Raw genomic sequence first — 10642 nt, 5'->3', positions numbered from 1 at the left:
ATCAGTTGTATATAAGAAACAACAGTAAAACATCACAGAGTTAACAATTTTAACTAAAAAGAGCGGACCGAATGGTCCGTTTTTTTATCAAGTTGACATTTTGACCCTACAAAATGCTAACATCCCTTGGTTATTTAATCGTAATGGCACAGGTGAGGCCATATTCAGGCAAGGAGAAACCATGTCTACAAAGATGTCCGTATTTATCAGCCAACAAGCTGCCCAGCCTCAGTGGGGAGAAAAGGCGATTGTTTCGTTTTCAGAAAATGGTGCCACAATTCATGCTATTGAGAGTGAGCATGAACTCAGCGCGGTTCAGCGCGCGGCTCGTAAGCTTGATGGGCAAGCTATCAGAGCTATCAGCCTACAAGGTGACGGTTGGCACTTAGAAAATATTTGGGCTTTCTACCAAGGTTATCGTGAAGCGAAAAAACTCAACACACTAGAATGGCAACCGCTGAGTGAGTCAGATCAAGCCGAGTTAGAATATCGTATTAAAGCGACGGAATGGACGCGTGATATCATCAATAAAAGCGCTGAAGAAGTCGCGCCGCGTCAGTTAGCGACCATGGCGGCTGAGTTCATCAAATCGCTAGCCCCTGAGCATGTCAGCTACCGCATTGTCAAAGATAAAGATCTACTCACCGAAGGTTGGGAAGGTATTTATGCGGTTGGTCGCGGCTCCGAGCGTACGTCAGCCATGCTGCAACTCGATTACAATCCGACAGGAAAAGAAAGTGCTCCTGTTTTTGCTTGCTTAATTGGCAAAGGCATTACTTTTGATTCTGGTGGTTACAGTTTAAAAACGTCCAACTTTATGTCGGCGATGAAAGCAGATATGGGGGGCGCTGCAACGATCACCGGTGGTCTTGGTTTGGCTATCATGCGTGGTTTTAATAAACGTGTGAAACTCATTTTGTGTTGTGCAGAAAATATGGTTTCCGGACGCGCCTTGAAACTGGGTGATATCATCACTTATAAAAACGGTACCACAGTTGAAATAATGAACACCGATGCAGAAGGCCGCCTAGTGTTGGCCGATGGCTTGATTTATGCCAACGAGCAAAAACCACAGCTTATTATTGATTGCGCGACATTAACGGGTGCCGCCAAAAATGCACTCGGCAATGATTACCATGCACTACTCAGCTTTGATGAGAGCTTATCCCAGCAGGCATTGGTGGCAGCTCACCAAGAGAAAGAAGGCTTATGGCCTCTGCCTTTGGCTGAGTTTCATCGCTCTATGTTACCTTCAAGCTTTGCGGATCTCTCTAACATCAGCTCAGGTGATTATTCACCGGGAGCAAGTACCGCAGCGGCCTTCCTCTCTTACTTTGTTGAAGATTACAAAAAAGGGTGGCTGCACTTTGACTGCGCTGGTACTTACCGCAAATCAGCAAGCGATAAATGGGCCGCAGGTGCAACGGCAATGGGGGTGCGTACATTAGCACGCATTTTGACCGACCAAGCTCAATAATGAAAAACCGCTCAACTCTCTGTTTTGGGCGGTTCACTATAACTAAAAAAACAAAAGAAAAAGGATAACCTTATGGCTCTAGAAAGAACATTTTCTATCATTAAACCCGATGCGGTAGAACGTAACTTGATTGGTGAAATCTATCACCGTATCGAAAAATCAGGTTTGCGTATTATCGCTGCGAAAATGGTACATTTGAACGAAGAGCAAGCGAGCGGCTTTTATGCTGAGCATGAAGGCAAAGCGTTTTTTCCAGCACTAAAAGAATTTATGACCTCAGGGCCGATCATGGCTCAAGTGCTTGAAGGTGAAGATGCTATTGCTCGTTACCGCGAATTAATGGGTAAAACTAACCCAGAAGAAGCGGCATGTGGAACCATTCGTGCTGATTACGCATTAAGCATGCGCCATAACTCAGTTCATGGCAGTGATAGTCCTGAATCGGCGGCACGTGAAATCGCTTTTTTCTTCCCAGAATCAGAGATTTTCTCTCGTTAATCTTGGCGTTTTTTATCCCAAATTATTTCGATTAAGGCCTCACGTTGTGAGGCTTTTTTATACTCGTATGATTGGGAACTGTAGAGTAAAAACAATCCGCCAAGCATTGAATGACTTAGTAATTGAAGGGTTGTACAACCCTTGTTGTTACTGCATAAAGGCTGTACAATTCGCGCCCTTATTTATTGTTTCCGTCGTTGAGAGGCCACATGACTATTGAAAAAGTCAATCTACTTGATTTTGATCGCCAAGGTCTGCGTAAATTTTTTGCTGAAGAGCTCAGTGAAAAAGCGTTCCGCGCTGATCAGGTCATGAAGTGGATCTACCATTTTGGTTGTGATGACTTCGAACAAATGACCAATATCAACAAGAAACTGCGTGAGCAACTGCAACAACGCTGTGAAATTCGCGCGCCGATCGTTTCACAAGCACAACATTCGTCTGATGGTACGATTAAGTGGGCGATGCGTGTAGGAGATCAAGATGTTGAAACGGTTTACATCCCAGAGGAAGACCGAGCGACTTTGTGTGTCTCTTCCCAAGTTGGCTGTGCTCTGGAATGCAAATTCTGTTCAACGGCTCAGCAAGGTTTTAACCGTAACCTCAAAGTGTCTGAAATTATCGGGCAAGTTTGGCGCGCAGCGAGAGAAATTGGCCTTGAGAAAGAGACGGGTCGTCGTCCGATTACTAACGTAGTAATGATGGGGATGGGCGAGCCTTTGCTCAACATGAAAAACTTGATCCCAGCGTTAGAGATCATGCTGGATGATTTAGGTTTTGGCTTGTCAAAACGTCGTGTCACCGTGTCCACTTCGGGCGTGGTTTCTGGTCTTGATCAAATGACAGGGCAAATCGATGTTGCATTAGCGATTTCATTGCATGCACCCAATGACAAATTACGCAGCGAAATTATGCCGATCAATGATCGCTGGGATATTCAAGATTTCTTAGCCTCAGTGCGTCGTTATATCGCCACTTCAAACGCAAACCGTGGCAAGGTTACGGTGGAATATGTGCTGCTGGATCACGTCAATGACGATATGGACCACGCGCACGAATTGGCTAAGTTGATGAAAGGCACGCCGTGCAAAATTAACCTGATCCCATTTAACCCTTATCCCGGTTCACCTTATAAAAAACCGAGTAATTCACGTATTGACCGTTTTCAAAAAACACTGATGCAGTATGAACACACAGTGACGGTGCGTAAAACTCGTGGTGATGATATTGATGCCGCTTGTGGGCAGCTAGTAGGTGATGTGATTGATAGAACCAAACGGACCAAAATGAAACAAATGGGTGGCGATGTCATTCCTGTCAAATCGGTCTAAATCGGATGATAAAGCAAAGCCAGAGATTCCTCTGGCTTTGTGCATTTTTACCATTTGAAATAATTTTCCGCGATTTTGACGTCAATTTTATGAAAAATATTGACCTAGCTGTAATTTCTTTCCTAAAGCCATGTTGTTTAACGTCAAATATCCATTAGAATTGCTAACTGACGTAATGTTAAATTTGAACTGTCGCCTGCATCAATGAATGCAAATTTTTCACCGTGTTGGAATGCACCATTTTATTACTACGAACTAATAACAATAAAAGTGATGACGGTGCCATTCGAGCCATAACATAATGAGATGTACAAAACGGATGACTACTGAACAAGAACAGATTATTGCAGATGTAAAAACAGACACGGTGCAACCCGGTACTTTATTAAAGGCAAAGCGTGAAGCGTTGGGATTAACGCAAAAGCAAGTTGCCGATAGGTTGCGGTTACGTCTCTCTATCATTCAGAGTTTAGAAGAGAATAACTTCGCCTCGGACCAAGTGGCGACGTTTACTCGCGGTTATTTACGTTCCTATGCGAAGGCCGTCGGGATCAAAGAGTCAGTTATTTTAGCTTCCTTTGATGATTGCTATCCTACGGTTGTCGCTGAGCAACCGATGCAAAGTTTTTCGAAGAAAACCAAGCGAGAGAAACACGATAGCCGTATTATGACGCTGACGTGGGGTATTTTTGCCATCATTATTGGTATTTCCTCATTATGGTGGTGGCAAAACCAAGAACAAGAGAATGTTGTGGTTGAGAGTTCACCATCAATCACGTCGACATCGGTTGAACGTTTGCGAGATGAGGATTTCACGACCGTTCCTGAATTAGTGCCTACGGTTGACGAATCTCAAGTAGAAGCAGAAGCGGTGGATATCCCTGTAGAAATCAACACTCAGGCTGCAGAACTTATCCCTTCACCTGAAGATGATACAGCCGAAGCCGACCTGAGTGCGAGCAACGATCCTGTATTGGATAAGACGCCACCGCAGGATGCAACGAATCCATACGCTCCTCTCACACTCACATTCAGCGCAGATTGTTGGATTCAGGTGAAAGATGCAGCAGGCAAAACCCTTTCCACTGGGATTAAAAAATCAGGGCAAACCGTAACCTTGCAAGGTGAAGCTCCGTTTCAAATCATTCTTGGCGCGCCTGAAAGCGTTTCAATGACATTTGCAAGTGAACCTGTAGACCTTTCTGGGTATACTTCCGGTAAAGTCGCTCGATTCACCTTACCTTAGAAAATACTATGCAACACGAATCTCCAATTAAGCGTCGTTCATCGACGCGTATTTATGTCGGTAATGTGCCCATCGGTGATGGTGCTCCTATTGCTGTTCAATCTATGACCAACACGCGCACTACCGATGTTGCGGCAACGGTCGCCCAAATTAAAGCGTTAGAAAAAGTCGGGGCTGATATCGTACGGGTTTCAGTACCGACAATGGACGCGGCAGAAGCGTTCAAGTTGATCAAGCAGCAAGTATCCATCCCGCTGGTGGCTGACATCCATTTTGATTACCGCATTGCGTTGAAAGTCGCCGAATATGGCGTTGATTGCTTGCGTATCAACCCTGGTAACATTGGCAACGAAGAACGTATTCGCGCCGTGGTCGATTGCGCACGTGACAAGAACATACCCATTCGGATTGGCGTGAATGGTGGGTCGCTCGAAAAAGAGATCCAAATGAAATATGGTGAGCCAACACCGGCCGCTTTAGTCGAGTCAGCGATGCGTCATGTCGATATTCTTGAAAGACTCAACTTTGATCAATTCAAAGTCAGCGTTAAAGCATCGGATGTTTTTCTCGCCGTTGATTCCTACCGTTTACTGGCTAAACAGATTGCCCAACCTCTGCATCTTGGTATTACGGAAGCAGGAGGCGCAAGAGCCGGTGCAGTTAAATCGGCAGTGGGCTTAGGTATGCTGCTTGCCGAAGGCATCGGTGATACGCTGCGTATTTCACTGGCTGCGGATCCGATCGAAGAGATCAAAGTCGGCTTTGATATTCTTAAATCGCTGCGTATTCGTTCGCGAGGCATTAACTTCATCGCTTGTCCAAGCTGTTCACGTCAAGAGTTTGATGTGATCGCCACAGTCAATGCGTTAGAGCAACGTTTGGAAGATATTTTGACACCTATGGATGTCTCGATCATCGGTTGCGTGGTTAATGGCCCAGGTGAAGCTGAAGCTTCTCATCTTGGTTTGGCTGGCAGCAACAAGAAAAGTGCATTCTACGAAGACGGCGTCCGCCAGAAAGAGCGTTTTGATAACGATGATCTGGTCAGCCAACTCGAAGCGAAAATTCGCGCGAAGGCCTCTATTCTCGATGAGAAGAACCGAATCAACGTGACTCAAATCGAACAAAATTAATCTCAACGACCTTACGGTAAGTATTGTGGCAAAAACAATTCAAGCAATTCGAGGCATGAACGACTGCCTCCCAACTCAGTCTCCACTTTGGCAAAAAGTGGAAGGCACAGTGAAAAACGTGATTAGTGCATATGGCTACAGTGAAGTACGTATGCCTATCGTTGAGATGACACATCTATTTAGCCGTGCGATCGGTGAAGTGACCGATGTGGTTGAAAAAGAGATGTATTCTTTTGAAGATCGCAATGGTGACAGTTTATCGCTTCGCCCAGAGGGTACCGCAGGTTGTGTCCGTTCTGGTATCGAAAATGGTTTGCTCTACAACCAAGAGCAACGTTTATGGTACATGGGGCCGATGTTCCGTCATGAACGTCCGCAAAAAGGGCGCTACCGTCAATTCCACCAATGTGGGGTTGAAGTATTTGGCCTGGATGGCCCTGATGTTGATGCCGAGCTGATTATGATGACCGCGCGTTTGTGGCGTGAATTAGGCATCGACAAACATGTTCGTTTGGAACTGAACTCAATTGGTTCTCTTGAAGCGCGTGCCAATTACCGCACCGCTTTGATTGACTATTTAGAGCAGCATCAAGAGGTGTTGGATGAAGATGCCAAACGTCGCATGTACACCAACCCACTGCGTGTACTCGATACTAAAAATCCAGATATTCAAGCGATTTTAGGTGACGCACCCAAATTGTCTGAGTATCTAGATGAAGAATCGAAGCAACATTTTGCAGGCTTATGTGAACTTCTTACTGCTGCGGGTATCGAATACCAAGTTAACGAGCGCTTGGTGCGCGGCCTAGACTACTACAACCGCACCGTATTTGAGTGGATCACTGAAAGCTTAGGTGCTCAGGGTACGGTTTGTGGCGGTGGACGTTATGATGGCTTGGTAGAACAACTGGGTGGCAAAGCGACACCAGCAGTGGGTTTTGCCATGGGGTTAGAGCGCTTAGTGCTGATGATGGAAACACTGGAACTGACCGATGTGCGTCGCAGTGTCGATGTGTACATGGTCAGTGCGGGTGAAGGCACTATGATGGCAGCAATGAAACTTGCTGAGCAGTTGCGTGAACAGGTTCCGGGGCTGCGTGTTATGAACCATTTTGGTGGTGGTAACTTCAAAAAACAATTTAAACGTGCTGATAAAGTGGGCGCTGCGGTGGCTTTGGTATTAGGCGAAGATGAAGTCGCAGAAAGCACAGTAGTTCTCAAAGATCTTATCGGTGGTGAACAAATTACGATTTCTCAAACTGAAGTCGCGAGCAAACTGACGCATCTTGTGTAAGCAAGCGCATTTGAGACATCTATTAAAGAGGACAGGAAGTGGAACTCTACGATACTGAAGAACAACAAGTTGAAGCGATAAAAGATTGGTGGAAAGAGAACGGTAAAGCCGTGATCTTTGGTGCTGTAATTGGCCTTGGTGGCTTGTTTGGTTGGCGTTACTACCAAGATAGCGTTATTGCTGCGCAAGAAGCCGCTTCTGAAAGTTATAGCAAAGCGGTAACTCAGTTAGCTGCAAAAGGCGCAGAAGCAGAGATGGTTGTTGAGAGCTTTATTGATAGTAATAAAGGTACAGAATATGCTGTCTTAGCCGCACTACAACTTGCAAAAGTTCAAGTAGAAGCGGGTCAAATTGATGAAGCTTTAGCGCAGCTTGAATGGGCAAAAGCAAACACCAAAGATGATGCTATTCTACCGTTAGCGACCTATCGCGTGGCCCGTATTAAAGCGGAACAAGGCCAGTTTGATGCCGCCTTAGCTGATCTTACGACCATCACAGAGAAAGGGTGGGCGGGACGCATTGCGGAACTGCGTGGTGATATCTCATTGCGTAAAGGCGACACGGACGCGGCTTATGCGGCATACACGGAAGCACAACAAGCTGACGATGCAAGCCAAACGCTACAGATGAAACTGGACGATCTTGCCAAATAAGGGCACAAGTTGATGAAAAAGTTGTTCAACAAAGTGCTCGTTTCTGCCGTTGTGCTTGGAGCACTTGCAGGGTGTGCTAGTGAAGAAGACACCATTATCATGGCTCCTGTGCCAATGGTAACGAGTGAATTTACGCCCACAACTCAGTGGAGCACATCGATTGGTGATGGCGTAGGGCATTACTTCTCAAAGTTATCTCCAGAATACGCTTACGACAAAGTATTTATTGCTAGCCGTGATGGTTTGGTGAAAGCCTTGAACCCTAAAACGGGTAAAGAGCTGTGGAAAACCGATCTTGAACAAGATGGCACCATGCGTTTATCCGGCGGTATAGCGGCGGCCTATAGCCAAATTTACATTGGTAGTGAAAACGGTTTAGTCACTGCGCTTAATGAAGCTACGGGCGAGCTTGTATGGCAAGTTAAAGTCGACGGTGAAGTGCTAGCAGCTCCGGCTGCAGATGCGAACATGATCATTGTTAATACCAGTCGTGGCACTTTGGTGAGTTTAGACCAAGCGACGGGTGAGCAAAAATGGACCATCAGTACTGAAGTTCCTAATTTAACGTTGAGAGGTGACAGCAAACCTGTTGCGGTATCGGGCGGTGTTTTTTGGGGAACCTCAGGTGGCCGTCTTGCTGCCGCTATCGTTGAGCGTGGTCAGTTGATTTGGCAACAACCGATTGGCATGCCTAAAGGTGCCACTGAAATTGACCGTCTAGTCGATGTTGATGCCTCACCTATCGTGATTGGCGGCATGCTGTATGCGGTTGGTTTTAATGGCCAGTTGATCGCCATTGATCTGCGTTCGGGCAAACCAGCTTGGAAGCGGAATTACTCTTCAGCAACAGACATGGCTAGCGATGGTGGCCGATTATTTGTGGTGACCGACAAAGATCATGTGGTGGCTGTGGATACAAGAAGCGGTACCGAACTTTGGAGCAACAAACAGCTTGAACACCGTTTGCTAACTGCACCAGCGATTATCAATGGCTACCTTGTGCTAGGTGACAGTGAAGGGTATCTACATTGGATTGATCGCAGCAGTGGTGAATTCGTTGCCCAACAGTTGGTTGATAAGAGCGGTTTTGCGGTGAGTCCTCTCGCTGTCGATGATGGTTATGTCAGCATGACCCGTAATGGCAATGTAAAGAAACTGACGATTAAAAAATAAATCGTGATATAATTCACATTCGGCTCCTGGCTGGTAACAGTTAGGGGCCGTTTTATTGAATAAATAGATGTGGTTATAGGTAAAAATTTAATGCTTGCTAGCAAGTGTTTACCTATAACTACATAAGAGAAAATATTGTAGAGGTTAGTATGGTTCCTGTTGTTGCTCTTGTTGGGCGTCCCAATGTCGGTAAATCTACGTTGTTTAACCGATTAACTCGCACTCGCGATGCGTTGGTGGCGGATTTCCCCGGTTTAACGCGTGACCGTAAATATGGCCAAGCTAAATTGGGTGAGCACGACTTCATTGTTATCGATACCGGCGGTATTGATGGTAGTGAAGAGGGTGTAGAAACGAAAATGGCTCAACAGTCATTGGCCGCGATTGATGAAGCTGATGTTGTGCTATTTATGGTTGATGGTCGCGCTGGTTTAACGGCGGCTGATGAAGTGATAGCCCAACATCTGCGTAAGATTGAAAAGCGCGCTATTTTAGTCGTGAATAAAGTGGATGGCATTGACGCTGATGCTGCAAGTGCTGAGTTTTGGCAATTGGGCGTCGATCAAATGTACCAAATTGCTGCCGCTCATGGCCGTGGTGTTGGGATCCTTATCGACCGAGCTTTGAATCCACTTGCTGAAGAAATGATCGAGCAGGCTGAAGGCGAAATCGAAGATCTAACCGACTTTGAAGATGCCGAAGAAGAAAAGTTAGATTACACCGAAGAAGAAGCCGAAGCTGAATACAAACGTCTGCAAGATCAGCCGATAAAACTGGCGATCATTGGCCGTCCGAATGTCGGTAAATCGACACTCACCAACCGCATTCTCGGTGAAGAGCGTGTTGTGGTTTACGACATGCCCGGAACGACGCGAGACTCCATCTACATCCCGATGATGCGTGATGAGCGCGAGTATGTATTGATTGATACTGCTGGCGTGCGTCGTCGTACTCGCATTAACGAAACAGTTGAAAAATTCTCGGTCGTCAAAACCTTAAAAGCCGTTGAAGATGCAAACGTTGTTCTGTTAGTCATTGACGCTCGTGAGAATATCTCAGATCAAGATCTTAGCCTGCTAGGTTTTGCACTAAACGCCGGACGTTCGATAGTGCTTGCAGTCAATAAGTGGGATGGGCTCGATAACGACGTCAAAGAACGTGTCAAGAAAGAGCTCGATCGCCGTTTAGGCTTTGTCGATTTTGCTCGTATCCACTTTATCTCTGCATTGCATGGTACGGGTGTTGGTCATCTATTTGAATCGGTTCAAGAAGCGTATAAATCGGCGACAACACGTGTTGGTACATCGGTATTGACTCGTATTCTTAAAATGGCAACCGATGATCACCAACCGCCTATGGTTCGTAGCCGCCGCGTAAAACTTAAATACGCTCACGCAGGTGGTTATAACCCGCCGATTATCGTTGTACACGGTAACTTGGTGAATGAGCTGCCAGATTCTTACAAACGTTATTTGATGAACTATTACCGTAAGTCTTTAGAAATCATGGGTACGCCTATTCGTATCCAGTTCCAAAGCAGTGATAACCCATTTGAAGGAAAAGTGAATAAGCTGACCTTATCTCAAGAGCGTAAACGTAAACGCTTAATGACGATGATGAAAGGACGCAGCAAGTAGCCTTCCTCATAACTGAAATACCCAAGTTTAGACTTGGGTATTTTTTTGCCTAAAATTTATCATTGGCGATAGAACCTCACTAACGTGGCGGTCTGGAAATGAAGTGCAGTACCAAAATGATTGAGTGAAAAACAGAGCACGGCAACGTTGCTGCTTTGTATAAGTATCAAAAAAAATGAGTACGACATCTCGGCAAAAGA

9 protein-coding genes are annotated in these 10642 nt (G+C 45.7%); all 9 read left to right on the top strand.

The window, feature by feature from the left end; all coding sequences use genetic code 11:
- The first annotated feature begins 181 nt into the window (after nucleotides 1–181).
- Complete coding sequence (pepB, locus tag AACQ17_RS09660) at nucleotides 182–1477, top strand: aminopeptidase PepB (protein WP_026028095.1); 1296 nt, start codon at nucleotides 182–184, stop codon at nucleotides 1475–1477.
- A 72-nt stretch (nucleotides 1478–1549) separates the two neighbouring features.
- On the top strand, nucleotides 1550–1975 hold the full coding sequence (gene ndk / locus AACQ17_RS09655; protein ID WP_013857494.1) for a nucleoside-diphosphate kinase: 426 nt from the start codon (nucleotides 1550–1552) through the stop codon (nucleotides 1973–1975).
- Nucleotides 1976–2184: 209 nt separating this feature from the next.
- Nucleotides 2185–3306 carry a bifunctional tRNA (adenosine(37)-C2)-methyltransferase TrmG/ribosomal RNA large subunit methyltransferase RlmN gene (locus AACQ17_RS09650; RefSeq protein WP_026028096.1) on the top strand — a complete coding sequence of 374 codons (1122 nt, stop codon included), beginning with the start codon at nucleotides 2185–2187 and terminating at the stop codon, nucleotides 3304–3306.
- Between the two features lie 301 nt (nucleotides 3307–3607).
- Nucleotides 3608–4552 carry a cytoskeleton protein RodZ gene (gene rodZ / locus AACQ17_RS09645; RefSeq protein WP_094125631.1) on the top strand — a complete coding sequence of 315 codons (945 nt, stop codon included), beginning with the start codon at nucleotides 3608–3610 and terminating at the stop codon, nucleotides 4550–4552.
- Between the two features lie 8 nt (nucleotides 4553–4560).
- Nucleotides 4561–5685 carry a flavodoxin-dependent (E)-4-hydroxy-3-methylbut-2-enyl-diphosphate synthase gene (ispG, locus tag AACQ17_RS09640; protein WP_010320399.1) on the top strand — a complete coding sequence of 375 codons (1125 nt, stop codon included), beginning with the start codon at nucleotides 4561–4563 and terminating at the stop codon, nucleotides 5683–5685.
- Between the two features lie 25 nt (nucleotides 5686–5710).
- Nucleotides 5711–6979 (top strand): histidine--tRNA ligase, encoded by a 1269-nt coding sequence (hisS, locus tag AACQ17_RS09635; RefSeq protein WP_094148109.1) that lies wholly within the window; start codon nucleotides 5711–5713, stop codon nucleotides 6977–6979.
- 38 nt (nucleotides 6980–7017) lie between these two features.
- A complete protein-coding gene (locus tag AACQ17_RS09630) occupies nucleotides 7018–7632 on the top strand; it encodes a YfgM family protein (protein WP_013857490.1) in 615 nt (204 codons plus the stop codon).
- A gap of 12 nt (nucleotides 7633–7644) precedes the next feature.
- Entirely contained in the window at nucleotides 7645–8805 is a 1161-nt protein-coding gene (bamB, locus tag AACQ17_RS09625; protein WP_026027694.1) for an outer membrane protein assembly factor BamB, read from the top strand.
- 149 nt (nucleotides 8806–8954) lie between these two features.
- Nucleotides 8955–10442, top strand: coding sequence for a ribosome biogenesis GTPase Der (gene der / locus AACQ17_RS09620; RefSeq protein ID WP_029388206.1), 1488 nt, complete (start codon nucleotides 8955–8957; stop codon nucleotides 10440–10442).
- Nucleotides 10443–10642 lie beyond the last annotated feature (200 nt).

The organism is Vibrio sp. V10_P2A27P122 (assembly GCF_963874335.1).
Taxonomy (GTDB): Bacteria; Pseudomonadota; Gammaproteobacteria; order Enterobacterales; family Vibrionaceae; genus Vibrio; species Vibrio anguillarum.
The sequence above is the reverse complement of the archived record's forward strand: the minus strand, read 5'-3'. Positions and strand labels throughout refer to the sequence as shown.